The following is a 25,374-nucleotide window of genomic DNA, read 5'->3' on the forward strand; positions in this document are numbered from 1 at the left end:
GAATTTACGCCAAGCTAGCACCGGGCTTGATATGATCAAGATAATATTCAACGTGCATTCAGCACGTATTTTTGAGTAGCAGCGTGAGGTCGCCATGTCCGACTCGACGAATCGCAAGGCCAGATCGCGTGAGCGAATCCTCAACTCGGCCGTCGAGCTGTTCAGCCGCCAAGGGTTCGAGAAGGTCTCCATCGGCCAGATCATGAAACTGGCCAAGATGACCCACGGCGCCTTCTATGCCCACTTCGCCTCCAAGGAAGCGCTCTACCACGCCTCGGTGCGAGAAACCCTGGAAAGCAGCCGCGCGGCCAGATTGGTCAAAGGGCCGCTTTCGGTGAAGCACCTCACGGAACTGGTCTCCAACTGCTGGAATCTTCAGGAGCTGGAACGCAAGCACCAGCCCGGGCCGGAGACTGTGCTGTTCAACGAAATCGGCAACGAGAACGCCGAGGTTCGCACGCTCTTCGAAGCCTCCTACCTGCGCATGAAGAAGATGCTGGAAACCCGCCTCATCGCCCTCAGCCGCCTCAAGAAACTCCCCTTCGAACCCGACCGCGACGTCATCGCCGACAAGTCCCGCGTCATTCTCGCCTCCCTGGTGGGCGCCGTGGCCCTCGCCAAGAGCCTGCCCGGCGAGCAAGAGCGCCAGCACATCCTCGAAGCCGCCCAGCGCAACATCCTGCAGATGCTCGGCGTCGACCAGGACGAACTGGACAGCATGCTGGGCGACGTCAGCCAGTAGCTCCAGTACCCACAGTGTGAAATGTTTTTTCCCCCAAGCTTTGTCTGAAAAATCGGCGAGCGATGGCTAGACAAGGCAAAAATCGGTGAGAAAGCAGAGTTTACGCGGTGTAAATGAGCATTTTGAGGCGATTTTTAACGCCGTATAGGCGAGCGCAGGCATTTTTCAGGCAAAGCGTAATGCTTTCGTGGGCATTGCTCTCCCTGTAACGGCTGGTTACGGTACAGCAAAGGCTACTTAAGAAAGCCGGTGATAAACCATTACGCTGTGACTACCGCATGGATGACAGCCGCTCATCGCCCCATGCACAGGTAGGGGCGGTAGCGTTTCTGAAGGGGCTTGCCCTCATCCCAATAGGCCCCGCACTCCGGTAAAGCTTCTCCCAGTACATGCCGATAGAGGAAACAAGAGCATCGGGGGCTGATTCTGCGTGGCCGCTGTCACATAGCGCTGTAGCGCAAGATACTCCAGAAAAGCCTTCACCTCGGAGCCACCCATGCTGGCGGGGTGACGCAAGCCATTGAAGCGAATGAAATAACGTATCCAGTAGCAGTAGGTCTTCACGGTGCGCGGGCTGTAGCGTTTCACCCTCATGATGGCTTTCACGCGATCCATCAGTTTTGGCGGTTGGTTGTGAGTATCCATGAGCCCTCGCATTAGTGTATTTTTATACAGTGTTATCAGATTAAACGAAATGCGTAAGCATGCGAATCCTGCATAACGCGCCGAATTATGCTTAGCACAATTTGAAATCAATGGGTTAGGTGTGAAAAGGCGGGCTTGATAAGATTTCTTGAACGCGCGCGCTCGTTCAAGTGGCAAAACGAGCGCGCTATCTAATACCTGTTACATGCTTGGCTCTGAGGTTATATGCAAGAATTAGTTGAACAGTTAGTGAAGCAAAAGAGAGAAGGTGATTGGTGGGACTTTAAAAAACAACACCATTCCAACCTTCATGATCTTCTTCATGATCTTTTGTGTTTGGCAAATATCATCTATGACGGCGACCGTTTTATCATATTTGGAGTGAGTGACGATTATGAGATAACCGGCCTGAGCGAAACAGATGTGCGCTATACACAGGCGGATATTTTTAATTTCTTGAGAACTAAGAGTTTTGCATATCACAAAATACCAAATGTAAAGTTGGACTCAATTCTAATTGATGGGAAAGATTTGGATATTCTTACAATAAAAAATGAGGATCATAAGCCTTATTTTTTGACCAGAGATGAGACCAAGCAAGGAACTACAGTCCGCGCTGGCACAGTATACTCTCGCATGGGTGATTCAAATACACCAAAGGATGGAAGTGCAAACCCCTATGAGGTTGAAGCCATGTGGCGTCAACGGTTCGGCTTGGATAAGAAGGCTTCCGAACGTTTTATTAATGTGCTGGTCGATTTCAAAAATTGGAAATATGATGGTATCAGTAAGGCATTCTACGATATTGACCCAGATTACACGATAGAGATAGTTGGTGACGAAGGCTCTGGAGGGAAGTTCTGGTGGGAAGAAGGGTTGTTTGAAAAGCCTGATCGGTTTTACTACCACCTCAAGTACAAGGGCGTTGAGCTACATAAATTACTGGTAGTGAGGTTTAGAAGTGAAAATCTCGAAATTCCGTTTCCAAATATTGAATATATAGCTCATACGGAAAAGAACGATGGTTGTGAAGCAGAGGTATATTGTGACCTATTTTACTACCTAGAAAATACAATAGAGTATAGCTTGTTTAAACACATTAGAGCGCTGGAGGTTTCTGAGGTAACGAGCAAATCATTCTCTACGCCGATAGAGACGCAAATAAAGCCTCGAATCATTAAATTACCTTTTTTAATTTTGGATTCAGAAGAAAGCTTAAGAATGGTATGCAAAAAGTTAGTTGATAACTATGATGATTTTCTTAAAGTAAAAAATAAATCTGACGACATTAAATCTTTAAGTGACGAAATACAAAAACGATATGCCACTGAGCGGCTATTCACCGAATGGGCGTACAATGTCGTTCACGAAAACAGCATGTAACAAGCGCATGTTGTCGGACTGGTTTTCGCTGCGCTACAAACCAGCCGCAAATGCGGGCGTTAGGGGAAAGGTTCCATGCGCGACTATTTGCCTCCAGTCCACATAAATGTCAGTGGATCTTTGACCGATTTTCTGGAGAAAATGGCTGATATTGCTGATAAGTCTGGAAGATTTGATGTCGAAACCGAGCATGACGCTATGGGCATCGATGGATTCAGCGTAGCAAACTTACGGCTCAAGAAGCCCAAGCAACACAAAGGTCTGGGTGGCCAATTAATCATTCAGCCAGACTCAAAAAAAATAGCTGTTGAAATCAGAGCTGACCGTTGGAGCCCTCAAACTCCACCCACTTACGAAATATATGTTAAAGAGGCAAAGGCCCTGATTGGCCATTTGCTGTCAGAATATAACCGGGGTGTAGGCACGCGTTTTCGTCTGACGATTCCAACCAAAGAGAAGCTTGAACCTAAACTGCCACCTCAAAGCCAAAAATTGTTCAAGCGCTTTACAAACTTGGCAAATAAAACTGCTTTGCATCCGTTAGATTGGCAACGATTTTATGGATTTGTTCGCAACATTCGTATGCGTAAACCGCTTTCTGAAGAAGATATGGCTCGTTTGCTCCGCAAAGAGGGGTTTTCTGAAGAATATGCACGTGAAATTGCGGAAGTGTATGGTCACCTTTGGGAATTCAAGCAACTAGTCTGACCCCCTAATAAGTAGTTGCAGTTCGTTCCGGCCCTGGCGGGCCGCCACCGGACCGGTTTTTCCGTTGCACTCCAAACCGGTCGCTGAACATTGGCGTTAAATTCTAAGGGAGTACCGAGTGCAGTCTGTAATATTCGCAAAGAAGCTAGCAAGAGCCTGGAGCACTGAATCTAATAAATCCAACTTTTCCGAGGTTCAGCAGTTCAGAGCATTAATGAGAAGCTTTGCTACGTTACGTGGGCCATTCAACATCGAAGAGTTTCACGGAATGAAACATCAAGTTGTTTTTAATGGTAAAGGTAGTTGGGGGCGTCCATCCGCAAGATGCGAAATTTCTGACTTGCTTATCGTGTCGTATAAGAAGAACCCTGAATTTCAGGCTAGAGTCACGTTATTGCAAGCAAAGAAATCAAACGAAAAGCACGCAAGTTTGTGTGATGGTCTCGCTCACTCTGTTCCTTATACAGACTTTAAAGCGAACCTAGAGCAGTGGGACTTATTATCTCGTCGGCCAAATGTGCTTCCGTACCCGCCTTTTGATTGTCATCCCGAGATTCTAAGTGGGGCGATACTGCCATCAATTGGTTCTCTAGGCGTCTTTCACAGATACTCAGGTAAAAACTATGGTTTCTTTTACATGTCTGCGGATTCGGCTGAGCCTCTAAGCTCTCCAAAGCGAAAACACGCAAAATTGAAAACCAAGACAACTACAAGTTATAGAAATTTACATGGGTACACAGAATGCACTTACGCGTGCTGTTTGCCTACATTTGCAAGAGCACTATATGAGCTGGAAATAGGCACCCCTATTGAGCCGCAAAATGTTACAAGTAAAAAGGATGAGGACTACAGAAGTATTTTTAGGGGTTGGTTGTGCACGGTTTTATATAGTCACCTAGAAATGACTGATAATAACTCTGAATTGGCGAGAGACTTACTTAGTCAAATTGATTCAGAGTATGACGGGGAGTTCATGAGCGAACCACTATCGTTGTTGCTCCTCAACTGTGATGACATTGAATTTAACAAGCAAAGGCAGTCGGACGCGTAAACGCGCCGCTGCTTTGAGCGTTAAGTCGAAGGAAAACAATGAGTGCAGAGCAAGAAGAAGCACAGGGCGTGACAGCCTCAGAGCGTTATCTCGCTTGGCTAGGTAAAAATACTTTCCTAAGTCCCTGGTGTTTTCCCAATCTGTACACAGACGAAGGGAAGAAAGCCGAGGGTGGCGATGGTAAAGAACTTTGTGACCTTCTTGTTGTTTTCAAAGAACACGTAATCATTTTTTCTGACAAAGATGTTGCCTTCAAAGATACCGGAAACTTGGAAGTAGACTGGGGACGCTGGGTAAGAAAAGCAGTATTGAAATCCGCTCCGCAAGTGTTTGGTGCCGAAAAATTTATTTACGAGCACCCTGATCGAATATTTCTAGATCGTAAATGTACTCGACCCTTTCCGGTTGCAATCCCTTCCAAGGACAAAATAAGAATTCATCGAGTATTGGTTGCAAGAAACGCAGTAGAAAGGTTCAGAAAACATGCTTCGGGATCAGGATCACTGATGCTCAACCCGACAATAGTTGGTAAAGAAATGGAGAAAACTCCTTTTCAAGTGGGGTCGGTAAATCCTGAAAAAGGTTTTGTTCATGTGCTTGATGATTTAGCACTAGATACTTTGATGCGAGAGCTTGATACGGTTTACGATTTTACTAGCTATCTATCCGATAAGGAGGCATTGGTTTCATCGGGCCGCTTAGGTGTTTCGGCAGGCGAAGAGGAACTTTTAGGGTATTATTTGTCGCAATCAAACAAGGATCGTGATCCCGGTTTCTATATTAATGGCGAGGACCTTATTGTTGTCGATGAGGGCGTCTATGACGGAATAAAAAATTTACCTCAATATAAGAGAGGCAAGGAGCTTGACGCCTCTTACTATTTTATCGATAAATTCATTGAATATTTTGGTCAGCACGCGAAAAACAATACGTGGCACTTCAGTAACGCTGAAGACTTCGACTCGGTTACCCTTGGCATTAGGGAATTTGCTTCCGAGTCGAGAGTTGGACGTCGAATCTTAGCAGATTCAATACACGAAAAAATTAGGTCTTTAAGTCCGGACGAGAGGGGCGTCCGTCTCCTGCTATCCCCAACCAATCCTGAGACCATGTATGTCTGGCTAATACTACCTGTTTCCGGACATTTCGAGTCCTACCAGGAATACCGAGAATTTCGAGCTGGGCTTTTAATCGCATACTGTCGGTCCGCAAAGCTGCTAAAGCCTGAACGGAGAATTGTGGTTGGAGTTGCCATCGATCCGCCCGGTTCAAATGGCAGTAGTGAAGATATGATATACATTGATGCAGATACTTGGTCTGAGGATGACTACGCGGAAGCACGAGATGTGCGTGAAAAACTTGGGCTGTTTAAAGAAAGTAATGTAATAGAGAAAAGCGAGAGGCACTACCAATATCCGGTAGAAAGGAAAAGCAATGATAACCACGCAAAGCGACAAAAAGAAAAAGAACGAAAAAAGAAAAGAAACAGTCAGAAGGGCGCAAGGCGAAAGAACCGGCGCCGAAAATGATTTAACCAGCGCATCAACGGGACCGGTTTTTTCGCTGCGCTCCAAACCGGCCCGTTATGTAGTCGTTAAGCGTCGACGCAGCCTTCCAAACGATGGTCGAGCCTTGCCACACAGAGGAGGTCGTAGATGACGAAGTCCGAACTATCGAACGTCTATCGAGACTACATCGCCTGCTTGAACAGGCAGGATTGGCCATCGTTGGCGCGCTTCGTTCATGAAGACGTTAAGCATAACGGCGAGCAACTCGGGGTATCAGGTTACCGGCGCATGCTGGAGAGAGACTTCGCCGAGATCCCTGATCTATCTTTCAATGTTGAATTGCTGGTTTCCGATCCCCCCTACATAGCCAGCCGACTCGGCTTCAACTGCACACCAAAGGGAAGATTTTTGGCCTGAGTGTTTACGGAAGAACGGTGTCCTTTGTCGAGAACGTCTTCTATGAGTTCCGCGACGAAAAGATCGTGCTGGTATGGTCCGCCATCGACAAGGCGGCTATCGAGACGCAGCTCCAGGCGAACTGAGGGACGCCTAATTTATCCATTGAGCGGACGCGTATTGCTGGCGGATTTCGCCCGCCGGAAGTCGCTTTTCATGTTGAACTTTAGCTCTTGAAAGAGAGCCAACCATGGCCTTGTCGACGATCCTTTTGTTCATGCCAGCGAGCTTTGCTTTAAATATGGAGCCTGGCCTGAATAAACTTTTATGGATCGCGATAGGTACCTACGCCGTTTTCGGAAAGGTGTTGCGCCACTGGTTTTCTCGTCCGGCTATGCGTCAACTGTTCAATAGAATCTGTGCTGGGTTTCTTGGAAGTGCGGGGATTGGGCTGCTACTGGCGCGTCGTGCGTGAACTAGCCAGTCGCATAAGGCGAACGTCCCTGACGGCTCGTCGGTTCTCTTTATAAGATCACCGGTGCTCTTCACGATGCCATATGGAGAACGAATTGTTTATTAGCGAAGCCATTGAGCTGCAACTTCTCGACAAGAAGCACGTGGATGAGCTGTTTCGGCTCGTGGATACGAACCGAGAGCACCTACGGGAGTGGTTGCCCTGGATCGATGCGAACACGTCTCCGACGGATACCGAATCCTTCGTTAACTCGGCTATCAGCCAGCGTGAATCCGGCAAGGGACCGCAGTATGCGGTTTTCTATGAGGCAACCATGTGTGGTGTGTGCGGGTTTCACCCCTTTGACGTTACGAACAAGATCGGTGGCATCGGGTATTGGTTAAGCCAAGCCTATATGGGCAAAGGGATCATGACCTCGTCAGTGAAGGCGCTGATCGGCACGGGTTTCCAGGAGTACGGCTTGAATCGAATCGAGGTGGCATGCGCCACGGGTAACGGAAGCAGCCGTGCCATCCCAGAGCGCTTGAGCTTTACGCTTGAAGGGGTGCTCCGCGAGCGCGAGTACCTATACGGCAGGTATGTCGATCATGCCATCTATTCGATGCTGGCATCGGAGTTCTTGCTTCGTGAACCATTGAACCGGGCAGGGCAGTGAATGCGACGTTTGAGGAGGGGGTATAGTGATTCGGGTGATATACAAATGGAGGGTAGAGGAAGAGGATTTTATCGCGTTCAAAGAGATCTGGACTCGTACGACGAATAGCATACATGAGGCAGTGCCAGGGGCATTGGGGAGCTTTTTGCTCCGTAGCCCAGAAGATAAAACCGAAGTGCTTACGGTCGCTAAGTGGGACTCGCTTGAAAGCTGGAAAGCGTTCTGGGGGGCGGAGAACCCGTCAGAGATGGTGGGCATGCGGGAGATAGGCGAGCGCATTTCCGTCACGGTATACGATGAAGTCGATGACTTTACGAAGTGATCCGTAGGGCTCACACGGACAATCGCCCGTCTCTCATGTACCCATCAGCACCGTCGGATGCGCCGGCGCTGCGTTCCTGTCCATCGTAAAGCCAATCCCTTCCATCCCAGCCCACCCGGCAATTCTCCGTTTAGTCCCACTTTTCAGCCACTTGGCTTCACGTTAGCCGAAAGTCGAGCCCCCCCGAGCGAAAAGATAGTGATTGGGGGTTGAAAGTCTTTATGCGAATCATTTACATTCCCTATCAGGGCGATCAGCGAGGTGATGGAATGTACGTGTGCATATGCCGAGGCGTGACCGACAATGCCATTCGCGAGGCCGTGGAAGACGGCGCGCGTAGCTGGCGTGAAGTGCGCGAGCGCACCGAGTGTGCGACTCAGTGTGGCCGCTGCGCCTGCACGGCCAAGGCCATCACGCGTGATGCCATCACCCAGGAAATGATGCCGAGCGAGGATCTCGCCTACGCCGTCTAGGCGCTTTTCAGCCGAGAAGCGAGACCTGCCTCGGGCAAAAGCTGCATCGCGCGCTCCGTTTTTCTGCGCCGCCATCCCGTTGGATGGCGGCGTTTTCGTGTCCGGACGGGGCGTTGCGGCGTGCGTGGGGCGAGAGCGGAGTGGCAATCGTTCTCGCCTGTTATTTCCAATCCTTAACAAATGCGCCGTTTTCGCGGCAAGATCCTGTCTTTATTCGACTTTTTCGGCGAAATAGTCGATACTCCCTGTATCCCATGACGGCGATGGCGAGCTATGATTCGCGAATCGCCATCGCCGTACAACCACATTAATCTGCAAGGGAGACGTGACGATGAAAGGTGATGCCAAGGTCGTTCAGCACCTCAACACCGCACTGGGCAATGAGCTGGTCGCCATCAACCAGTACTTCTTGCACGCCAAGATGTACAAGGACTGGGGACTGGCCAAGCTGGCCAAGTGGGAATACGACGAATCCATCGAAGAGATGCGCCATGCCGACGAGCTGATCGAGCGCATCCTGTTCCTCGAGGGCATTCCCAACCTGCAGGATCTGGGCAAGCTGCACATCGGCGAGAACACCAAGGAAATGCTCGAGTGCGACCTCGCCATCGAGAAGACCGGCTGGCAGGACCTGGTCGACGCCATCGCCTATTGCGAGGAAGTGCGCGACTACGTCAGCCGTGACCTGTTCCGCCGCATCCTCAACGATGAAGAAGAGCACATCGACACGATCGAGACTGAACTCGGCCTGATCGACAAGGTGGGTATCCAGAACTACCTGCAGCAGCAGATGAGCGCCGACGACGAGTGATCGCGTCGCTGCCATGCCGATACCAGATGCCCGCCAATTGGCGGGCATCTTGCGTTACGACGGATGGCGCGGGGCGGGGGCTCAGCCCAGGTCGTTGACCAGCAGGGCCTCGACGGCGGCGACGCGCTCGGCCAGCGTGGCCTCGTCGGGTGCGAGAACCGTGACATGGCCGATCTTGCGGCCGGGGCGCGGGGCCTTGTCGTAGTCGTGCAGACGTGCGCCGGCGACACTGAGCACGGCGTCGCGGTCGGGGAAGGCGCCGATGATGTTGAGCATGGCGCAGGGCACGAGGCGTGTCGTGTCGCCCAGTGGCAGCCCGGCGACGGCGCGCAGGTGATTCTCGAACTGGCTGGTCGTCGCGCCTTCGATGCTCCAGTGCCCGGAGTTGTGCACGCGGGGGGCGATTTCGTTGGCAAGCAGCTCGCCGTCGCGGGTGACGAAGAACTCGAAGGCCATGACCCCGACGTACCCCAGTGCGTCGAGTACGCGGGTGGCGTAGTCGGCGGCGCGGGCGTACAGCGGGTGGTCGGGCTGCGGCTCGGCACGATGCAGGATGCCCTGGCGGTGCTCGTTGCGTGACAGCGGCCACACCCGCACCTCGCCGTCGCGGCCGCGCACGGCGATGGCAGAGACTTCATGATCGAAATCGATGAAGCCTTCCAGGATCAAGGGCACGTCGCCCAGCTCGGCGACGCTGCCGGGCACGTCGTCGGCGCTGCGCAGCACCTTCTGGCCCTTGCCGTCGTAGCCTAGGGTGCGCGTCTTGAGCACCGCCGGCAGGCCGATCTCGGCTACCGCGCGGTCCAGGTCGTCCTGACTCTCGATCAGCGCGATGGGGGCAATGGCGATGTCCAGCGACTGGAACAGCGATTTCTCGGCGCCACGGTCGCGCGCGGTTTCCAGTGCCTTGGCCGGCGGGAAGGCCGGGCGCTGCTCGGCGAGCTGCGTCAGCGCCATGGTCGAGACGTTCTCGAACTCGAAGGTGATCACGTCGCTGGCTTCGATGAGTGCCTGGTGCGCTTCTTCGTCGTCCCAGTCGGCGCAGAGGTGCACGCCCTGTGAGGCGGCGCACGCCTGGGTCGAGGGATCGAGGAAGGTGAAGCGCATGTCCAGCGGCGCCCCCGCTTGGGCCAGCATCCGGCCCAATTGGCCGCCGCCCACGATACCGATATGCATGCTCATGTCTCCTGGGAGTCGGTGGGGCGAGGGTCGGGCGCGTCGAGCACTTTTTGCGTCTGCTCGGCGCGGTAGGCTTCAAGCGCTTCGCGGATCGCCGGGTACTTGTTGCCCAGCATGGCGGCGGCGAGCAGGGCGGCGTTGATGGCGCCGGCTCGGCCGATGGCCAGGGTACCGGTGGGAATGCCCGCCGGCATCTGCACGATGGAGAGCAGCGAGTCGACCCCGCTGAGCATGCTCGATTGCACGGGCACCCCGAGCACCGGCAGGGGCGTCTTGGCGGCGGCCATCCCGGGCAGATGCGCGGCACCGCCGGCACCGGCGATGATGACTTCCAGGCCGCGATCGGCAGCGCCGGCGGCGTAGTCGAACAGCAGATCCGGCGTGCGGTGCGCCGAGACGACCTTGACCTCGTGCTCGATGCCGAGTGCCTCGAGCGTGTCGACGGTATGGCACAAGGTCGCCCAGTCGGACTTCGAGCCCATGATGACACCAACCAGTGCGCTCATGCTTTCTCCCCTTCGTGTGTGTGGCAACGCCGTTGTGGCAACGTCGTGGCGTCGCGCGAAACGAGAAGCGCGGCATTATAGCATCAGCGCCCTCGCTCAGCGACGCACGCCGCTCAGCGGAAGGCGGCCTCGAGCTCGAAGCGCGCGACCGGTTCGCCGGCGACCTCGACGGTCTCGCAGAACATCGTCAGGGGGCGTACCCAGAGGCCGTAGTCGCCGTAGAGCGCGCGATAGACCACCAGCGGTTCCTCGGTCTCGCTGTGGTGGGCGACGCCCAGCACTTCGTAGCTGGCGCCCTTGTAATGACGGTAGATGCCGGGCACCGGACGGGTGTCGTGGCTCATGAGGAAGTCTCCGTGGAAGGGGTGGGGGCGGCCTCGCGTGCGGCTCGGGCGGCGAGCCGTGCCAGCGTGCGCGAGGCGGCCACGAAACCGAAGCTGCCGGTGACGAAGGTCGCCGCGCCGAAGCCGGAGGCGCAGTCGAGGCGGGTGGCCTCGCCGTCGCCGGGCTTCTGCCGGCAGACCTCGCCGTCGGCGCCGGGGTAGACCAGCTGCTCGTCGGAGTACACGCATTCGACGCCGAAGCGCCGCTTGGGATTGCGCGAGAAGCCGAAGTCACGGCGCAGGCGCGCGCGTACCTTGGCGAGCAGCGGGTCGTGCTCGGTGCGTGTCAGGTCGGCGACGCGGATCCGCGTCGGGTCGGTCTGGCCGCCTGCCGCGCCGGTGACGGTCAGGCCGATCTTGCGGCGCTTGCACCAGGCGATCAACGCGCTCTTGGCGACGACGCTGTCGATGGCGTCGATGACGTGATCGGCGTCCTCGGGCAGGCGCTCGGCGAGGTTGGTCGGCGTCACGAAGGCGGTGTCCGCATGCACGGTGATCCCGGGCTGGATGGCGCGGCAGCGCTCGGCCAGCACCTCGACCTTGGGCCGGCCGATGGTGCCGTCCAGCGCGTGAAGCTGGCGGTTGACGTTGGACACGCAGACATCGTCGAGGTCGATCAGCGTCAGGGTGCCGACGCCGGCGCGGGCCAGGGCCTCCACGGCCCAGCTGCCCACGCCGCCCACGCCGATGACCACCACGTGGGCGCGGCGGAAGAACGCGGCGGCCTGAGCGCCGTACAGTCGGCGGATGCCGCCGAAGCGGAAATCGTAATCGTCTTGCATGTGATCGTTCCTCGTTACCGGTCGTGGCCGGGTGACAACAACGCGGCGGGGCGTTCTGCGTGCCAGGCGACGCGGGCCGCCGGGGCGTGACCCTGCCAGCCGAAGCGCGCGAACAGCGCCTGCATGTCGTCGGCCAGGGGCGCATCGAGCTGCAGCGTGCGCGCCTGCTCGGGGTGCCAGACCGTCATGCCCACGGCCGCGAGCAGCAGGCGCGGGCTGTCCAGTTGCTCGCGGAAGAAGCGATTGTGGGCGCCCTTGCCATGCTTGGCGTCGCCGATGATCGGATAGCCACGCCGCGCCAGGTGGCGGCGAATCTGATGCCGCCGCCCGGTCCATGGCCGGGCCTCCATCAAGGAATAGCGTACCTGGGGATAACGGTCGATGCGCACCGGCAGTTCGACGCTGTCCAGGCGGCGCACGGCCGTCCAGGCCTCGAGTTCGGGCATTTCCGCCTTGGGCCGCGAGCCATCTTCCTCGCGCAGGCCATAATCGAGCAGGTCCTGCTCCGGGCCGACGCCGCGGACCACCGCCAGGTAGCGCTTGTGCACGCGGTGCGCGGTGAATTCCTCGCCCAGCGCCTGGGCCATCTCCGGGTCGAGGGCGAACAGCAGAAGTCCCGAGGTCGGCCGGTCGAGCCGGTGGACCGGATAGACGTGGCGCCCCAGTTGGTTGCGCAGGGTCTGCAGGGCGAACACCCGCGCGTCACGGGCGATCGGACTGCGGTGAACGAGCATCCCCGACGGTTTTTGCACGGCAACCATGCGCTCGTCCTGATAAAGTACGGGCAATTCCAACGACATGAGGGGAACCTTCGGCCAGCTCGAAGGGCGCCTATTGTCGACCTTGCCACATAGGATGTACAGCCGATGATCCTGGGTGTCGTCACGGGCCTGCTGGGGGCCTTGTGCCAGGCGATTTATTATTTCGTGGCCGCCTACGTGGGCAGCCGTTACACGCTTTCCACGCGGGCCATGCTGGTGTTTTCCCACCTGCTGATGGGCGGTGCCTCGTTGCTGGGGGTGGCGCTGCTGCTGCCGGGCAGCGGCGCGCGCCTGGAGGCGGTGTGGATGCCGCTGCTGGCGATGAACGTGTGCTACCTCGGGGGCCAGGCGGCGCTGTTTCGCGCGCTGCGGCGCGACGTGGCATCACGCGTCTCGCCGCTGCTGGGGCTCAAGGTCGTGCTGCTGGCCGGGGTGACGGCGCTGGCGGCGGAGGAGACGTTGAGCGTTCTGCAGTGGACGGCGGTGATCCTGTGCGGCGGCGCGGCGCTGGCCATGAGTCTGGCGGGCGGACGGCTCAAGCCCTCGGCGGCGGGGTGGATCCTGCTCGCGGTGGCCGGTTATTCGGGCTGCGACCTGGGCGTGGTCGCGCTGACCCGCGGCATCGAGGTGCCGGGCCTGCATGGGGCGTTGCTGTCGGTGTTCCTGGCGTATAGCGTGGCCGGGCTGCTGGTGGCCCCGGTGGGCATCGGGCTGTCCAGGCGCCAGTGGCGCAAGGCCTTCAAGACATGGCCGGTGGCGAGCGCCTGGCTGGTCTCGATGCTGCTGATGTTCATCGCCTTCAGCATTCTGGGCGCGGTCCATGGCAACATCATCCAGTCGTCGCGGGGCATCCTGTCGATCGCCCTGGCGCTGCTCGCCACGCGGTTGGGGCTGGGGCTCGCCGACCCGCTCAAGCGCGGCCGGGTGTTCTATCAGCGCCTGGCGTGCGCGGTGGTGATGGCGGGCGCAATCGTGTTATTTCAGTTGGGTTGAGCCTCACAACCACTTTCTCGAACCACAGATCACGAGGTAGGCATGAGCGAACATCAGGGACCGCATCTCGTCGTCCTCACAGGGGCAGGGATCAGCGCCGAAAGCGGCCTGAAGACGTTTCGCGACGGCGACGGGCTGTGGGAAAACCACCGCGTGCAGGATGTCGCCACGCCCGAGGCCTTTGCCCGCGACCCCGAAACCGTGCTGCGCTTCTACGACGCGCGTCGCGAGCAGACGCGCCAGGCGACGCCCAACGCCGCGCATCGCGCGTTGGCCGAACTGGAGCAGGCCGGGTTTCAGGTCAGCGTGATCACGCAGAACATCGATGACCTGCACGAGCGTGCGGGGTCCCGCGATGTCCTGCATCTGCACGGCGAGATCCTCATGTCCCGCTCGAGCGCCGACCCCAACCTGCGTTATCCGGTGGGGCGCAAGGGCATCCGCCTGGGGGATCTATGCGACAAGGGCAGCCAGCTGCGGCCGGACGTGGTGTGGTTCGGCGAGCCGGTGCCGCGCTACGCCCAGGCATGCGAGATCGTCGCCGAGGCGGACCTGGTGCTGGTGGTCGGCACTTCGCTGGCGGTGATGCCGGCGGCGATGCTGCTCGATCAGGCCCCCATCGAGGCGCCGTGCCTGCTCGTCGACCCCCAGGCGGAATCGCTCGTGCCGCGTGGCGTGCGCGCCATTTCGCAGTTCGCGAGCCAGGGCGTGCCGCCGCTGGTCGAGCATTGGCGCCAGGTCGGGGCGCTCTGGGTGCCGGACTGGGTCTGAGTGGAATACAATCGTTGCCCCGATTGCCAATACAAGCTTCAACACACCCTCGACACAACAAGGTGCTCGAGCACCTACGCGACACGCTAGGACACATACATGTCGATTTTCGAACGCATCAACCGCTTGTTTCCCGTCTGGGCCATCCTGCTGGCGGTCATCGCCGCCTTTGCGCCCGAGTTCTTCACCGGCCTGGCCGGTTACATCAAGACGCTGCTGGTGATCATCATGTTCGCCATGGGGCTGACGCTCACCAAGGAGGACTTCGTCCGGGTGGTGAAGACACCCAAGCCGATCGCGGTGGGCGTCTTGCTGCAGTTCCTGGTCATGCCGCTGGCGGCGCTGCTGGTCTCGCGGGTGCTGGGCCTGTCGCCCGAACTGACCATCGGCATGGTGCTGGTCGGCGCCACGGCGGGCGGCACCTCGTCCAACGTGATGACCTGGCTGGCCGGCGGCCATGTGGCGCTGTCGGTGTCGATGACCATGGTCTCGACTCTGATCTCGGTGGTCGCCACGCCGCTGATCACCTTGCTGCTGCTGGGCCAGAGCATCGACGTGCCGGTACTCGGCATGCTGCTGAGCATCGCCCAGCTGGTGGTCGCGCCCATCGTGCTGGGGGTGGTGATCCATCATCTGCTGGGCACGCATATCCAGCGCGTGGAGCCGGCGCTGGCGACGCTGGCCATGGCGGCCATCGTGCTGATCATCGCCATCGTGGTGGCGCTCAATGCCGGTCGCCTGAGCACCCTGGGGCCGGTCGTCGCGCTGGCGGTCATCGCCCACAACGGCATCGGCCTGGCCGCGGGCTACGGCCTGGCGCGGGCGCTGCGTTTCGACACGCGCACCGCGCGCACCATCGCCTTCGAGGTCGGTCTGCAGAACTCCGGGCTGGCGGTGACCCTGGCCAATCAGTTCTTCACCGCAGGCGCGGCGCTGCCCGGAGCGCTGTTCTCAGTGTGGCACAACGTGTCCGGTTCGCTGCTGGCGGGGTACTGGAAGCGCCGCCATGTGTCGAACGCGCCCCCGGCGGCCTCGACGTCACGTGGATGAACGCCCGGCCGGGCATGCTAGAATGCCCGGCCTTCTCGACCCAGCCTGATACCTCATGCATGAATCCCACGATGCACCGGCCGATACCGCCACGCTGGTTCCCGATGAAGACGCGCCGCCGCGCAAGCCGTTCAACGCGCGTGGCAGCTTCGTCTCGCGTTGCCCGGAGTGCCGGTTGCCCAGGCTCAACTGCCTGTGTCCGTACCGTGTCACGGCCGAGAGCCGCGTGCGCTTCTGGCTGTTGACGCACCCGCTCGAGCATTACAAGCCCACCAATACCGGCCGCTTGATCGGCGACATCCTGCCCGACACCCAGGTCTTCACCTGGTACCGCACCGAGCCGGACCCGCGACTGCTGGCGCTGCTCGATGACGCGCGCTTCGCGCCGTTCATCATCTTTCCCGACGATCAGGCCGACTACGCCGAGCGCGTGGTGGGGCCCGATGCCGTCGAGGAGGCGCTCGCGGACTCACGTATTCCGGTGTTTCTCCTGCTCGACGGTACCTGGCGTCAGGCCCGGCGCATCTTCCGTCGCAGCCCCTACCTCGACCGCCTGCCGGTGCTGCCGCTCAAGACCCGGCGCCTGTCGCGCTATCGACTGCGCAAGGCGGCCTCCAGCGAGCATCTGTGCACCGCCGAAGTCGCCGTCGAGCTACTTCGCCTCAGCGGTGACCTCGATGCCTCTGGCGCACTCGACGACTACTTCGAAGTCTTCAATGAAAGCTACGCCTCCAGCCGTCGCCACCATCAGATCGAAGCCCCGACCGCCGCGATGCGGCGCTTGCTCGCGCGACGCTAATCGGCGTCATTGAAGGACGTCACGTGGTCGGTTTCGCTTGGCGGCGTCTAGACTGGGAATATCGTCCCGATTCAGGAGAGCGACGTGTCCTATCGCGTGTCCATGCAGGAGCCGACCGAGGCGAGCGTTCAGCGTATCGCCATCCAGCAGATCGAACACGCCCAGGCGGCGCTGCGCGATCGCGAGGCGGACCCGGTCACCGCCATTCATGCGCTGCGCCAGCGCTGCAAGAAGCTGCGGGCGCTGTTGCGCCTGGTGCGTCCGGCGCTGGGCGAAAAGCGCTACCGCCGGGAGAATCGGCGCTTTCGCGACCTGGCGCGTCGCGTGGCCGGGAACCGCGACGATCAGGTGCTCGTCGAGACGTTCGAGCACCTGATGAGCCTGCACGAGGCGGACCTCGACCGTCGTCGTTACACGGCGATTCGCCGCAAGCTGGTGGTGCGTCGTGACGCCACGCTGGAGGGGGCCGATACCCCGGACTGGGAGGGGTTGGCATCGGCGTTGTCCGAGGCGCGCGAGGCGGTCGCCGACTGGACGCTGGCAGCGCAGGGCTATGCCGCCGTGTCGGGCGGCTGGTCGGCCAGCTATGCCCAGGCCCGCGATGCGCTGGGCGCGGCACGGCGCCTGCCTTCCACCGCCACGCTGCACGAATGGCGCAAGCGCGTGAAGTATCACCGTCATCAATGCGAGTTGCTGCGCCCGCTGTGGCCGGCCGCGTTCAAGATGCGCGCGCAACAGGCCCACCGGCTTTCCGACCTGCTGGGGGAGGACCACGACCTCGCGATGCTCGCCATCGCCCTCGACGCCGAGGACATGCAGCGCGTCGATTCCGCGCGACGCGAGGCCCTGCATGAGCTCGTCGAACGCCGACGGGAGGTCCTGCAGGGCAAGGCCGAGACGCTCGGGCGTCGGCTGTTCGCGGAATCACCCAAGGCACTGAACAAGCGCGTCGCACGCTACTGGAAGATCGCGCGCGCCTGAACGGCGCGGCATGGCGAAGGCGTCGGAGGGAGATCGGTATCGGACGTCGAGAATCGCGATTTGCCGTCTACCATCAAGGTCGGTAGGGTGCGCCCCTCACTCGATGACCGGAACCAAGACCAGATGACTCAAGACGACACGAGTGCCATGCGCTCGGGAATTCGCTATGGCGACCCGACGGTGCTGGGGCTGACGATTGGCTTTATCGTGTTATTCGTGGCGTTCTCGCTGACCGATCCCGAGGGCATGACGGCGGTGATCGGTGCCGGATTCGCCTGGACGGCGAAGACGCTGGGCGCCTATTTCCAGCTGTTGCTGCTGCTGACCTTCCTGATCGCGGTGGGCGTGGCTGCCTCGCCGGCAGGCCGTGCGCGCATCGGTAACCGCGAGCGGCCGGACATGGGCACCTTCAAGTGGGTGTCGATCATCCTGTGCACCCTGCTGGCCGGGGGCGGTGTGTTCTTCGCCGCCGGTGAGCCGGTCTACCATTTCGTGGTCACGCCACCCGCGTTTTCCAGCGAGGCGAGTACGCCGGAGGCGGTATCCAACGCGCTGGCGCAGTCCTTCATGCACTGGGGCTTTCTGGCCTGGGCGGTGCTCGGCACCCTGGCGGCCATCGTGCTGTCGCATCACCATTACGACCGTGGCCTGCCGCTGCAGCCGCGCACCCTGCTGGCGCCGTTGCTGGGCGAGGCGCGCATGCGCGGCGTGTTCGGCGGCGTGGTGGACGCGGTCTGCGTCATCGCCGTGGTCGCCGGTACCGTGGGCCCCATCGGCTTTCTGGCGACCCAGATGAGCTTCGGCCTGCATACGCTGTTCGGCGTGGCCGAGGGCTACGGCACGCAACTGGTGATCCTGCTCGTGCTGGGCGGTGTCTATGTGACCTCGGCGATCACCGGGGTCGACCGGGGCATCCAGATGCTGAGCCGTTTCAATGTCATGCTGGCATTGGCGATCGGCGCCACGATCCTGCTTCTGGGGCCGACGCAGTTCCTGTTCGATAGCTGGTTCCAGGGCTTCGGGACCTATGTGGGCTCGTTCTTCGACATGGCCACCATGACCTCGCAGACCGCGCCGGACTGGTGGATGAAGTGGTGGACGGTGTTCTTCTTCGCCTGGTTCATCGGCTATGCGCCGCTGATGGCGATCTTCGTGGCGCGTATCTCGCGGGGACGCACCATTCGCCAGATGGTCGTGGCCGTGGCGGTGATGGCGCCTCTGGCGACCTCCGTGTGGTTCACGCTGCTGGGCGGCTCGGGCATCTTCTACCAGATGAGCGGTGCCATCGATCTCGGCGAAGCGCTCAACAACTTCCAGTTCGATGTTGCCACGCTGACGGTGGCGCAGGCACTGCCGGGCGGAAAGCTGATGGCGCTGGCGGTACTGGTGCTGACGACGATCTTCGTGGCCACCACCGGCGACTCCATGAGCTATGCGATTTCCGTGGTCAACGCCGGTCATGACGAGCCGCAACCCGCACTGCGCGCGTTCTGGGGCGTGGCCATGGCGCTGATGGCGGCGATCCTGCTGTACATGGGGGCAGGACAGATCGGCGTGCTGCAGCAGTTCATCGTGATCACGGCGATTCCGGTCTCGCTGGTGCTGCTGCCCTCGCTGTGGCTGGGGCCGCGCGCCGCGCAGGCCATGGCCAGGCGTCAGGGGGTCGTCGCCTCGTAATCGACGGCGATGCCGTGCATGTCTTGCATGCAAAGCGCCCCGGCATATCGCATGCCGGGGCGCTTGTCGTTGGGCGCAGGGTTTTACGCGCTGGCCCCGGCCATTCGTCGATATCTGAGTGGGTGATGCGAACGATGTGAATGGTACATGATCGACGACTTTGTCTTCTTTTGCGGTGCGGGGCGTGCCCGAAGTTGAAATTTCGATTTGCCGTGTTCGACGAAGGTCGGTAGTGTGCGCGCCTCACGCGACGATCGGAACTGGACATTGACGACTCAAAACGAGGCGAGCGCCACGCGCTCGGGCACGCATTTTGGCGACCCGACGGTGATGGGGCTGTCGATCGGCTTCATCATCCTTTTTGTGGCGTTTTCGTTGATCGACGCCGATGCAATGACCGCGGCGATCAGCGTGGGGTTCGCCTGGACGGCGAAGAATCTGGGGGCCTATTTCCAACTGCTGCTGCTGTTGAACTTGTTCATCGCCGTGGGCGTGGCGGTATCGCCTGCGGGACGCGCGCGCATCGGCGATCGGCAACGCCCGGACATGGGCACCTTCAAGTGGGTGTCGATCATCTTGTGCACGCTGCTGGGCGGAGGCGGAGTCTTCTTTGCTGCCGGCGAACCTATCTACCATTTCGTGGTCACGCCGCCGGCATTTTCCAGTGAGCCAGGTACGCCGGCAGCCGTGCCCAATGCGCTGGCACAGTCCTTCATGCACTGGGGGTTTCATGCCTGGGCGGTGCTCGGCACCCTGGCGGCCATCGTGCTGTCGCATCATCACTATGATCGCGGTTTGCCGCTACAGCCGCGCACGCTGCTGGCGCCGTTGCTGGGCGAGGCGCGCATGCGCGGCGTCCTGGGCGGGGTGGTGGATGCGGTCTGCGTCATCGCCGTGGTCGCCGGTACCGTGGGGCCCATCGGCTTTCTGGCGACCCAGATGAACTTCGGCCTGCATACGCTGTTCGGCGTGACCGAGGGCTACGGCACCCAGTTGATGATCCTCGTCGTACTGGGCGGGCTCTATGTGAGTTCGGCGATCACCGGCGTCGATCGTGGCATCCAGATGCTGAGCCGTTTCAATGTCATGCTGGCATTGGGTATTGGCGCCGTGATCCTGCTCTTCGGATCCACCCAGTTTCTGTTCGATAGCTGGTTCCAGGGGTTCGGCACCTATCTGGGATCGTTCTTCGAGATGGCCACCATGACCTCGCAGACCGCGCCGGACTGGTGGATGAAGTGGTGGACGGTATTCTTCTTCGCCTGGTTCATCGGCTATGCGCCATTGATGGCGATTTTCGTGGCGCGTATCTCGCGAGGGCGCACCATTCGTCAGCTGGTCGTCGCCGTGGCCTTGCTCGCTCCCGTGGCCACCTCGTTGTGGTTCACGCTGCTGGGCGGCTCGGGCATCTTCTACCAGATGAGCGGTGCCATCGATCTCGGCGAGGCGCTCAACGATTTCCAGTTCGATGTCGCCACGCTGGCGGTGGCGCAGGCACTGCCGGGCGGTAAATTGATGGCGCTGGCGGTGCTGGTGCTGACCACGATCTTCGTGGCCACTACCGGCGACTCCATGAGCTACGCGATTTCCGTGGTCAATGCCGGGCACGACGACCCCCAGCCGGCGCTGCGCGCATTCTGGGGCGTGGCCATGGCGTTGATGGCGGCGGTTCTACTTTACATGGGGGCCGGGCAGATCGGCGTGCTGCAGCAATTCATCGTGATCACGGCGTTCCCCGTGTCGCTGGTGCTGCTGCCCACGCTATGGCTGGGGCCGCGCGCCGCGCAGGCCATGGCCAGGCGTCAGGGAATCGTCACCTCATAATCGGCGGCGATGCCTTGCATGTAAAGCGCCCCGGCATATCGCATGCCGGGGCGCTTGTCGTTGCGGGCGAGGCCCCATTTGGATCAGGCCTCGTGTGGATCGGACGCGGTGACTGGCAGGTCATTCGCCGGCGGCGAGCCACTCGTCGATGAGGTCCTGGTTGTCCTCGATCCAGGTCTCGGCCCCTTCCACCGGGTCGCCGGCCTGTTCGATCTCGGCCATCAGGCCGCCCAGGCTGTCATCGTCCATGTGCCAGGCGTTGAGCACCTCGGTGAGCCAGGGATCGTCCTCGGTGAAGCCCGGGCGCGAGAACCAGTAGATGGTTTCGTTGTCGCCGTAGACGTTCTTGGGATCCTCGAGGTACTTGAGGTCGTACTCGGCAAAGGCCCAGTGCGGGCTCCACAGCGTCACGACGATCGGCTCTTCCTGCTGGTAGGCCGCATCCAGCGCGGCCATCATCGCCGGCCCGGAGCTGTTGACCTGTTCCATGGGGAGGTCGTACGCGTCGATGGCCTCGTCGGTCAGACCGGCGATCGCCGAGCCGGAGTCGATGCCCAGAATGCTGGGGCTGCCCTGGTAGCCGTATTCCTCGGCTTGCTCCTTGAGTTCGGGAATGGTGTCGATGTCGGCATAGCTCGGCACCACCAGGCCTAGCCCGGTGCCTTCGTACCAGGCGCCGTTGATTTCGAGCTGATCCTTGTAGGGCTCGAGATAGCGCGCATCGGTGTTGGGGAGCCAGATTTCGAGCGAGATGTCGAAGTCGCTGTTGGCAAGGCCGCTGTAGAGGGCGTTCTTGCTGACATCGGAGAGTTCGACATCGTAGTCGTACCGATTCTCGAGGATGAGCTTCCACATGTTGGCGACCGCGATGTTCTCGGCCCAGTTGTTGGTGCCGATCACCAGCGTCTTGTCCTCGGCTTGGGCGGTCGTGGCGGCCGTGAAGATTGCCGCGGCGGCCAGGGAGCACAAAGTCGTTTTCATGTTGTCATTCCTCGTTGGGTGGTGGGAAAAGCAAGCGTCTATACAGCATGGCCCGGTCAGGGTGGCGACGTTGTCGTCGCATCGTTCGGTCGCCGAGGGACGTCCGGCGGTGCCGATTCCGTGTCAGTCTCGTGCAGCGGGGGCGCGTTCCAGCCCCTGGAATTCGACGAAGGCCTGCATGCGCTGCCATAGCCGGTCGCCGTAGACATAGCCGCCGTCGCCATCGGCGTTCGGGGCCTCGATGGTGGCCTCGACCGCGGGCTCGAAGAAAAACGGAATCGAGTGTCGCGACCGTGTGCCGCCGACGATGCGGTGTTCCGTGGCCTGGATCCGCCCGCCGGACCAGTCCGACAGCAGGCGGCCGAAATTGACCACCAGGGCATTGTCGCGCGGTGCGACGTCTTCCCAGTCGCCGTCGGGCGTTTGCACTTGCAGGCCGCCGACGCGGTCCTGCCAGAGCAGGGTGATGAAGCCGTTGTCGCAATGCGGCACGCCGACCATCCAGCGCCGGGCATCGCCCTGGCCATCGACGGCCGGCATGCTGGCCAGTGTCTCGGCGGGACGCTCCGGGTAATGAATCAAGCGTAGCGTTGAATTGCCGTTTTCGAAGGGCTGCATGAGCGTGTTGCGCGGCATGCCGAGGCCTTCGGCCAGCGCTGCGGCGATCACGCCGCCCAAGGATTCCATCGCCGTGTAATAGGCGGCGACATCGTCCGACCAGCCCGGCAGGGACGCTGCCGGCGGCTGCGGCGTGGGCTCGCGCAGCGGGTCGCCGCTCGCCGCGTCGGCGCGCTCGGGATGAGCGACATCCGCGCCGAGGTCGATGCCTTCCTTCCAGGTCGGGTCCTCGTTCTGCGGCGGAAAATAGCCGCGATACACATTGTGGTTGGCCGGTTCGAACTTGTGCCGCGCCAGGCGTTGCTTGGCGGCGGCATCGAGCTCGAAAAAGCGCAGCAGCCGAGCATGGATGTCGTCGGGCAGAGCCAGTTGCCCCGGCGCGATGCCCACGGTCATGAAGCCGGAACGGCAGGCGGCATCGACGATGGCCGCGACGCTATCGGCGTGCGCGGGATCGTCGCCGCCGGCGCCTTCGAGAAGTGGCGTGAGATCGATATGCGGGATCGATGTCTGGGTCATGGCGTTCGCTTCTGTCGGGATGAGACGACTGGCCCTCAGTCGGCCAGCAGCCGCGTATCGAGCGGATAGTCGGAAAGCAATTCGACCTGGCCATCGTCGCGGATGTAAAGCTGCTCCTCGAGCTTGACGCCTTCGCCGCCGGCCTCGTGGCCGATATAGCTTTCCACGCAAAGCGTCATGCCGGGTTGCATGATGCCGTCGTAGCCCTTGTCGTCGATGTCCTCGCGGTGAACGATATACGGATACTCGCCGGTCATGCCGACCCCGTGCGCCAGCGCGAAATAGCGGCGCGCCTTGTAGGGCTGGGGAATCTGCCAGGCCTTCTCGGCGTATTCCTTGAACGACATGCCCGGCGCGATCAGCGCCATGTTGGTGCGTACCTGATCGAAGGCCATGCGATACAACTCGCGCTGGGTGGACGTCGCCTGGTCGTCGCCGCACAGGAAGGTCCGCGAGAAATCGGCATAATAACCGTACCGGCCCACGACGTCGGTATCCAGTGCCACCAGTTCGCCGTCCTGGATGACGCGGTTGGAGCATTCCTGGAACCAGGGGTTGGTGCGCGGCCCGGAATTCATCAGCCGGGTTTCGACGTAGTCCGCGTCGGTGGCGATGATGTGCTGGTGCAGCTGCGACCAGACCTCGTTCTCCGTGGCGCCGGGGCGAATCGCCGCTTCCAGCTTGCGGACCCCGTCCTCGACCGCGCGCAGCGAGCTGCGCACCATCTTGATCTCGTTGGGGACCTTGATCGCCCGCGCCCGCTCCAGCGGGATCTGGGCATCGCAGATCTGCCAGCCGCGTTCGACCAGCGCGAAGGCGGCATGCGAGGTGGCGCTTTCGATGGCCACCTTGTCGCCTTTTTGTCCGCCGCATTGGCGTACCAGTTCGTCGATCTCGTCCGCCCACGCCTCGGTGGTCTGCTTCAGGTGATCGTCGCAGAAATAATAGGAGATCGCCGTCGCCGGGCGTGTTTCGTCGATGCCCGGCAGCCCTTCGGTCAAGTGACTGCAGCCGGAGAACTCGAACATCACCACCGGGCCCTCGGCCGGCACGAAGGCGTAACGCGCCGGGTTGCGCGCCGAGTAGACCTGCATGTTGCGGGCGCCGGTCGCGTAGCGCACATGGGTCGGGTCGAACAGCACGGCGGCGACGATGTCGCGCTTCTTCAGTTCGGCCCGGGTGCGGGCCAGGCGGTCGAGCAGAATCTGGCGGCTCTCGGCCTGAGTGGGCTCGCACTCGGCGGGTTCGTGCGTCGGCGCCAGGATATCGGTGCCTTCCAGCAGGGAAGGCAGCGTGGATGACAAGCGGGTCATGGTCGTCGGTCCCGTCATGGAAATTGAATCAGCCCGTTCCAGGCATTTCGGTCAGTCGAGCAGCCCGTCGGCGCGAACTTCACGGCGCTTTTCCGCCTCGATGTGGGCTTCCGAGACCCGGCCGTAGAGCTGGCGAGTGCGCTCGAGACGCCCCACCACACCCGGCTGTTGCGAGTAGGCGAAGATCGCGGTGTGACGCTCGCGCTGGCCGCCGACGCGTGTCACGCGGTGCAGCGAGTAACGGCCCTTGAAGAGCTGCAGGTCGCCGGGACGCAGCAGTAGCGTGCGGGGCGTGGTGGTGTCCTCGCCACGGATCACCGCGCCGACGCCAGCGTAGTTCTCGCCCGCCGGGGTGCGGATGTTGGGGCAATACTGGAACTCGCCACCGGTTTCCGGGGCGTCGGTCATCATCGTGACGATGTACTCGTTGGTGTCGTAGTGCCAGGGCTGCTCGGTGCCGGGCGGAAGCACGTTCTGTACCAGGCCGGCGAACGGGTCGGCATACTCGTAGACCTCGTCCTCCTGCAGGCACTCGGCCACCAGGCGCTTCATCGCCGGCGAGACGTAAAGCTGCTGGATCACCGTATCGGCGGGGATCATGTCGCGGGTCACGAAGCCGCTGGTGCGCTCCATGAAATGCCGCCGGGGGTCGCTCTCGGGGAGTCTTTCGTCGTCGCTGGTGAACCAGGCGTTGACGCGACAGCTGGAGTAATAGCTCTTGGCCGAGAGTTCACGCCCCTCGTCGCGGGCCTGCTCCAATGCCTCGGGGCGCAGGAAGCCGCGCAGCACGGCGCAGCCTTCGCGGTCCAGGTCCTCGCGCACCCGGGCGATCTCGGCCTGAAGGCGCGGGTCGTCGACGTCATGCAGCGGATAACGGTCGGTGTCGACCAGTTCGCTCAGGTCGGTGCGCTCGGCATCGGCGAGCCGGCGCTGGGTCGGCTTGGCGTCGACGGCGGGGTCGATCGCGGCAGCGGTCGTCGGCATGGCAGGTGTCCTCTCGATCAGCAAGGTGTCGGGTGACAGGACGTTGCCGCCGTGAAGGTTGGGCGGCCTGTCGATGTCCTCTAT

General features: G+C 60.4%; 26 protein-coding genes and 1 pseudogene. 17 read left to right on the forward strand and 10 right to left on the reverse strand.

Annotated features, from left to right (window positions below; all coding sequences use genetic code 11):
* The first annotated feature begins 94 nt into the window (after positions 1-94).
* On the forward strand, positions 95-742 hold the full coding sequence (locus ABGX75_RS05860; RefSeq protein WP_110062034.1) for a TetR/AcrR family transcriptional regulator: 648 nt from the start codon (positions 95-97) through the stop codon (positions 740-742).
* Between the two features lie 345 nt (positions 743-1,087).
* Here ABGX75_RS05860 and ABGX75_RS05865 read toward each other — a convergent pair whose 3' ends face one another.
* Positions 1,088-1,387 (reverse strand): phage integrase N-terminal SAM-like domain-containing protein, encoded by a 300-nt coding sequence (locus ABGX75_RS05865; protein ID WP_347411253.1) that lies wholly within the window; start codon positions 1,385-1,387, stop codon positions 1,088-1,090.
* A gap of 225 nt (positions 1,388-1,612) precedes the next feature.
* On the opposite strand from ABGX75_RS05865, the gene ABGX75_RS05870 reads away from it, so the two are divergent.
* The 9 genes and pseudogenes from ABGX75_RS05870 to bfr all read left to right on the forward strand — a co-directional run bounded on the left by ABGX75_RS05870 (position 1,613) and on the right by bfr (position 9,169).
* Entirely contained in the window at positions 1,613-2,770 is a 1,158-nt protein-coding gene (locus tag ABGX75_RS05870) for an RNA-binding domain-containing protein (RefSeq protein ID WP_347411254.1), read from the forward strand.
* A 75-nt stretch (positions 2,771-2,845) separates the two neighbouring features.
* Positions 2,846-3,478, forward strand: coding sequence for a hypothetical protein (locus ABGX75_RS05875; protein WP_347411255.1), 633 nt, complete (start codon positions 2,846-2,848; stop codon positions 3,476-3,478).
* Positions 3,479-3,746: 268 nt separating this feature from the next.
* Positions 3,747-4,529 (forward strand): hypothetical protein, encoded by a 783-nt coding sequence (locus ABGX75_RS05880; RefSeq protein ID WP_347411256.1) that lies wholly within the window; start codon positions 3,747-3,749, stop codon positions 4,527-4,529.
* 38 nt (positions 4,530-4,567) lie between these two features.
* Positions 4,568-6,058, forward strand: coding sequence for a hypothetical protein (locus ABGX75_RS05885; RefSeq protein ID WP_347411257.1), 1,491 nt, complete (start codon positions 4,568-4,570; stop codon positions 6,056-6,058).
* A 126-nt stretch (positions 6,059-6,184) separates the two neighbouring features.
* Positions 6,185-6,579 (forward strand): annotated as a pseudogene (locus ABGX75_RS05890) (ester cyclase).
* A 104-nt stretch (positions 6,580-6,683) separates the two neighbouring features.
* The gene (locus ABGX75_RS05895; RefSeq protein WP_347411258.1) at positions 6,684-6,908 is read left to right on the forward strand and encodes a hypothetical protein; all 225 of its coding nucleotides are present in this window, start codon (positions 6,684-6,686) and stop codon (positions 6,906-6,908) included.
* Between the two features lie 82 nt (positions 6,909-6,990).
* Positions 6,991-7,563, forward strand: coding sequence for a GNAT family N-acetyltransferase (locus ABGX75_RS05900; RefSeq protein WP_347411259.1), 573 nt, complete (start codon positions 6,991-6,993; stop codon positions 7,561-7,563).
* A gap of 591 nt (positions 7,564-8,154) precedes the next feature.
* Entirely contained in the window at positions 8,155-8,358 is a 204-nt protein-coding gene (locus ABGX75_RS05905) for a (2Fe-2S)-binding protein (protein WP_011508192.1), read from the forward strand.
* Between the two features lie 331 nt (positions 8,359-8,689).
* Positions 8,690-9,169: a bacterioferritin gene (gene bfr / locus ABGX75_RS05910; protein ID WP_011508191.1), complete on the forward strand. Its 480-nt coding sequence runs from the start codon at positions 8,690-8,692 to the stop codon at positions 9,167-9,169.
* Between the two features lie 81 nt (positions 9,170-9,250).
* Here the strand turns inward: bfr and ABGX75_RS05915 are convergent, their stop codons facing one another.
* The 5 genes from ABGX75_RS05915 to ABGX75_RS05935 form a co-directional block, all read right to left on the reverse strand.
* Entirely contained in the window at positions 9,251-10,345 is a 1,095-nt protein-coding gene (locus tag ABGX75_RS05915) for a 5-(carboxyamino)imidazole ribonucleotide synthase (protein WP_035413373.1), read from the reverse strand.
* Positions 10,346-10,347: 2 nt separating this feature from the next.
* The gene (gene purE / locus ABGX75_RS05920; RefSeq protein ID WP_011508189.1) at positions 10,348-10,854 is read right to left on the reverse strand and encodes a 5-(carboxyamino)imidazole ribonucleotide mutase; all 507 of its coding nucleotides are present in this window, start codon (positions 10,852-10,854) and stop codon (positions 10,348-10,350) included.
* Between the two features lie 113 nt (positions 10,855-10,967).
* The gene (locus ABGX75_RS05925; protein ID WP_011508188.1) at positions 10,968-11,198 is read right to left on the reverse strand and encodes a DUF1653 domain-containing protein; all 231 of its coding nucleotides are present in this window, start codon (positions 11,196-11,198) and stop codon (positions 10,968-10,970) included.
* Positions 11,195-12,019: a tRNA cyclic N6-threonylcarbamoyladenosine(37) synthase TcdA gene (gene tcdA, locus ABGX75_RS05930; RefSeq protein ID WP_011508187.1), complete on the reverse strand. Its 825-nt coding sequence runs from the start codon at positions 12,017-12,019 to the stop codon at positions 11,195-11,197. Before tcdA ends, ABGX75_RS05925 begins: the two co-directional genes overlap by 4 nt.
* 14 nt (positions 12,020-12,033) lie before the next feature.
* Positions 12,034-12,819, reverse strand: coding sequence for a tRNA pseudouridine(65) synthase TruC (locus ABGX75_RS05935; RefSeq protein WP_347411260.1), 786 nt, complete (start codon positions 12,817-12,819; stop codon positions 12,034-12,036).
* Positions 12,820-12,885: 66 nt separating this feature from the next.
* Between ABGX75_RS05935 and ABGX75_RS05940 the strand changes: the two genes are divergently transcribed.
* From ABGX75_RS05940 to ABGX75_RS05970, 7 genes are all read left to right on the forward strand, one after another.
* A complete protein-coding gene (locus ABGX75_RS05940; RefSeq protein ID WP_011508185.1) occupies positions 12,886-13,773 on the forward strand; it encodes an EamA family transporter in 888 nt (295 codons plus the stop codon).
* Between the two features lie 42 nt (positions 13,774-13,815).
* A complete protein-coding gene (locus ABGX75_RS05945) occupies positions 13,816-14,544 on the forward strand; it encodes a Sir2 family NAD-dependent protein deacetylase (RefSeq protein ID WP_035413381.1) in 729 nt (242 codons plus the stop codon).
* A gap of 99 nt (positions 14,545-14,643) precedes the next feature.
* The gene (locus tag ABGX75_RS05950; RefSeq protein WP_011508183.1) at positions 14,644-15,594 is read left to right on the forward strand and encodes a bile acid:sodium symporter family protein; all 951 of its coding nucleotides are present in this window, start codon (positions 14,644-14,646) and stop codon (positions 15,592-15,594) included.
* Between the two features lie 55 nt (positions 15,595-15,649).
* Entirely contained in the window at positions 15,650-16,393 is a 744-nt protein-coding gene (locus ABGX75_RS05955) for a DTW domain-containing protein (RefSeq protein ID WP_035413384.1), read from the forward strand.
* Between the two features lie 84 nt (positions 16,394-16,477).
* On the forward strand, positions 16,478-17,374 hold the full coding sequence (locus ABGX75_RS05960) for a CHAD domain-containing protein (protein ID WP_347411261.1): 897 nt from the start codon (positions 16,478-16,480) through the stop codon (positions 17,372-17,374).
* Positions 17,375-17,497: 123 nt separating this feature from the next.
* Positions 17,498-19,051 (forward strand): BCCT family transporter, encoded by a 1,554-nt coding sequence (locus tag ABGX75_RS05965; protein ID WP_179152995.1) that lies wholly within the window; start codon positions 17,498-17,500, stop codon positions 19,049-19,051.
* Between the two features lie 330 nt (positions 19,052-19,381).
* Positions 19,382-20,875, forward strand: a complete 1,494-nt coding sequence (locus tag ABGX75_RS05970) for a BCCT family transporter (RefSeq protein WP_347411299.1) — start codon at positions 19,382-19,384, stop codon at positions 20,873-20,875.
* Between the two features lie 120 nt (positions 20,876-20,995).
* On the opposite strand, the gene ABGX75_RS05975 is transcribed toward ABGX75_RS05970, so the two are convergent.
* The 4 genes from ABGX75_RS05975 to ABGX75_RS05990 form a co-directional block, all read right to left on the reverse strand.
* On the reverse strand, positions 20,996-21,856 hold the full coding sequence (locus ABGX75_RS05975) for a glycine betaine ABC transporter substrate-binding protein (RefSeq protein ID WP_011508178.1): 861 nt from the start codon (positions 21,854-21,856) through the stop codon (positions 20,996-20,998).
* Positions 21,857-21,979: 123 nt separating this feature from the next.
* Complete coding sequence (locus tag ABGX75_RS05980) at positions 21,980-22,993, reverse strand: 2OG-Fe(II) oxygenase family protein (RefSeq protein WP_347411262.1); 1,014 nt, start codon at positions 22,991-22,993, stop codon at positions 21,980-21,982.
* A gap of 35 nt (positions 22,994-23,028) precedes the next feature.
* Complete coding sequence (locus tag ABGX75_RS05985; RefSeq protein WP_201771147.1) at positions 23,029-24,306, reverse strand: Xaa-Pro peptidase family protein; 1,278 nt, start codon at positions 24,304-24,306, stop codon at positions 23,029-23,031.
* Between the two features lie 51 nt (positions 24,307-24,357).
* On the reverse strand, positions 24,358-25,290 hold the full coding sequence (locus tag ABGX75_RS05990) for a phytanoyl-CoA dioxygenase family protein (protein WP_347411263.1): 933 nt from the start codon (positions 25,288-25,290) through the stop codon (positions 24,358-24,360).
* Positions 25,291-25,374: the final 84 nt, after the last annotated feature.

It is taken from the genome of Chromohalobacter sp. (assembly GCF_039830575.1).
GTDB classification, from domain to species: domain Bacteria; phylum Pseudomonadota; class Gammaproteobacteria; order Pseudomonadales; family Halomonadaceae; genus Chromohalobacter; species Chromohalobacter israelensis.

What these genes read in the sequence shown, in the direction of transcription:
- ABGX75_RS05860 (WP_110062034.1), top strand. Translation starts at nt 95, where the DNA reads ATGTCCGACTCGACGAATCGCAAGGCCAGATCGCGTGAGCGAATCCTC.
- ABGX75_RS05865 (WP_347411253.1), bottom strand. Translation starts at nt 1,387, where the DNA reads ATGGATACTCACAACCAACCGCCAAAACTGATGGATCGCGTGAAAGCC.
- ABGX75_RS05870 (WP_347411254.1), top strand. Translation starts at nt 1,613, where the DNA reads ATGCAAGAATTAGTTGAACAGTTAGTGAAGCAAAAGAGAGAAGGTGAT.
- ABGX75_RS05875 (WP_347411255.1), top strand. Translation starts at nt 2,846, where the DNA reads ATGCGCGACTATTTGCCTCCAGTCCACATAAATGTCAGTGGATCTTTG.
- ABGX75_RS05880 (WP_347411256.1), top strand. Translation starts at nt 3,747, where the DNA reads ATGAAACATCAAGTTGTTTTTAATGGTAAAGGTAGTTGGGGGCGTCCA.
- ABGX75_RS05885 (WP_347411257.1), top strand. Translation starts at nt 4,568, where the DNA reads ATGAGTGCAGAGCAAGAAGAAGCACAGGGCGTGACAGCCTCAGAGCGT.
- ABGX75_RS05895 (WP_347411258.1), top strand. Translation starts at nt 6,684, where the DNA reads ATGGCCTTGTCGACGATCCTTTTGTTCATGCCAGCGAGCTTTGCTTTA.
- ABGX75_RS05900 (WP_347411259.1), top strand. Translation starts at nt 6,991, where the DNA reads ATGGAGAACGAATTGTTTATTAGCGAAGCCATTGAGCTGCAACTTCTC.
- ABGX75_RS05905 (WP_011508192.1), top strand. Translation starts at nt 8,155, where the DNA reads ATGTACGTGTGCATATGCCGAGGCGTGACCGACAATGCCATTCGCGAG.
- bfr (WP_011508191.1), top strand. Translation starts at nt 8,690, where the DNA reads ATGAAAGGTGATGCCAAGGTCGTTCAGCACCTCAACACCGCACTGGGC.
- ABGX75_RS05915 (WP_035413373.1), bottom strand. Translation starts at nt 10,345, where the DNA reads ATGCATATCGGTATCGTGGGCGGCGGCCAATTGGGCCGGATGCTGGCC.
- purE (WP_011508189.1), bottom strand. Translation starts at nt 10,854, where the DNA reads ATGAGCGCACTGGTTGGTGTCATCATGGGCTCGAAGTCCGACTGGGCG.
- ABGX75_RS05925 (WP_011508188.1), bottom strand. Translation starts at nt 11,198, where the DNA reads ATGAGCCACGACACCCGTCCGGTGCCCGGCATCTACCGTCATTACAAG.
- tcdA (WP_011508187.1), bottom strand. Translation starts at nt 12,019, where the DNA reads ATGCAAGACGATTACGATTTCCGCTTCGGCGGCATCCGCCGACTGTAC.
- ABGX75_RS05935 (WP_347411260.1), bottom strand. Translation starts at nt 12,819, where the DNA reads ATGTCGTTGGAATTGCCCGTACTTTATCAGGACGAGCGCATGGTTGCC.
- ABGX75_RS05940 (WP_011508185.1), top strand. Translation starts at nt 12,886, where the DNA reads ATGATCCTGGGTGTCGTCACGGGCCTGCTGGGGGCCTTGTGCCAGGCG.
- ABGX75_RS05945 (WP_035413381.1), top strand. Translation starts at nt 13,816, where the DNA reads ATGAGCGAACATCAGGGACCGCATCTCGTCGTCCTCACAGGGGCAGGG.
- ABGX75_RS05950 (WP_011508183.1), top strand. Translation starts at nt 14,644, where the DNA reads ATGTCGATTTTCGAACGCATCAACCGCTTGTTTCCCGTCTGGGCCATC.
- ABGX75_RS05955 (WP_035413384.1), top strand. Translation starts at nt 15,650, where the DNA reads ATGCATGAATCCCACGATGCACCGGCCGATACCGCCACGCTGGTTCCC.
- ABGX75_RS05965 (WP_179152995.1), top strand. Translation starts at nt 17,498, where the DNA reads ATGACTCAAGACGACACGAGTGCCATGCGCTCGGGAATTCGCTATGGC.
- ABGX75_RS05970 (WP_347411299.1), top strand. Translation starts at nt 19,382, where the DNA reads ATGGGGCTGTCGATCGGCTTCATCATCCTTTTTGTGGCGTTTTCGTTG.
- ABGX75_RS05975 (WP_011508178.1), bottom strand. Translation starts at nt 21,856, where the DNA reads ATGAAAACGACTTTGTGCTCCCTGGCCGCCGCGGCAATCTTCACGGCC.
- ABGX75_RS05980 (WP_347411262.1), bottom strand. Translation starts at nt 22,993, where the DNA reads ATGACCCAGACATCGATCCCGCATATCGATCTCACGCCACTTCTCGAA.
- ABGX75_RS05985 (WP_201771147.1), bottom strand. Translation starts at nt 24,306, where the DNA reads ATGACCCGCTTGTCATCCACGCTGCCTTCCCTGCTGGAAGGCACCGAT.
- ABGX75_RS05990 (WP_347411263.1), bottom strand. Translation starts at nt 25,290, where the DNA reads ATGCCGACGACCGCTGCCGCGATCGACCCCGCCGTCGACGCCAAGCCG.